Source organism: Halorubrum sp. Atlit-26R (assembly GCF_003666015.1).
Taxonomy (GTDB): Archaea; Halobacteriota; Halobacteria; order Halobacteriales; family Haloferacaceae; genus Halorubrum.
Genome location: NZ_QPLT01000463.1, coordinates 1 through 475 on the forward strand (window position 1 = coordinate 1; position 475 = coordinate 475).

Consider the following 475-nt stretch of genomic DNA (forward strand, 5'->3'; position numbering starts at 1 on the left):
TCCAGTTTAACATTCAGTACTACATGGTCGCGTTGCTGTTCGTCGTGTTCGACATCGAGACTGTCCTCATTTTCCCGTGGACGGTCATTTACCGCTCCGCCCTCGAACAGGGCGCGTCGCTGGCGACGATTCTGACGCCGATGCTGCTGTTTATCGGTGTCCTCGTCATCGGCCTCGTCTGGGCGTGGCGCAACGGCGCCGTCAAGTGGGTCAAAAGCCCGCAGGCGAACCGTCGTAAGACAGAGAGGCAAGCATGAGTAGCGAACAGAAACCATTCGTCACTGACGATACACAGGTACAGACCGAGACCCGCGACGCCCGCATAGCGGGTGCGGACGACCGGTTCAACTCGAAGCTTCGGGAGGCGTTCGGCTCGTCACCGTTCATCCTCACGAAGTTCGACAAGTTCATGAACTGGGTTCGTGGGTCTTCGATGTTCATGCTGCAGTTCGGTATCGCTTGCTGCAGTATCGAG

Annotated in this window: 1 protein-coding gene and 1 pseudogene; both read left to right on the top strand. The window is 57.5% G+C overall.

Annotated elements, in window-relative coordinates:
* Positions 1 to 257 (top strand): NADH-quinone oxidoreductase subunit A (locus tag DVK07_RS21470; protein WP_147441333.1); only part of this gene is annotated, 257 nt, incomplete at its 5' end.
* A pseudogene (locus DVK07_RS21475) lies at positions 254 to 475 on the top strand (NADH-quinone oxidoreductase subunit B); the annotation flags it as partial. The gene DVK07_RS21470 and the pseudogene DVK07_RS21475, both read left to right, overlap by 4 nt.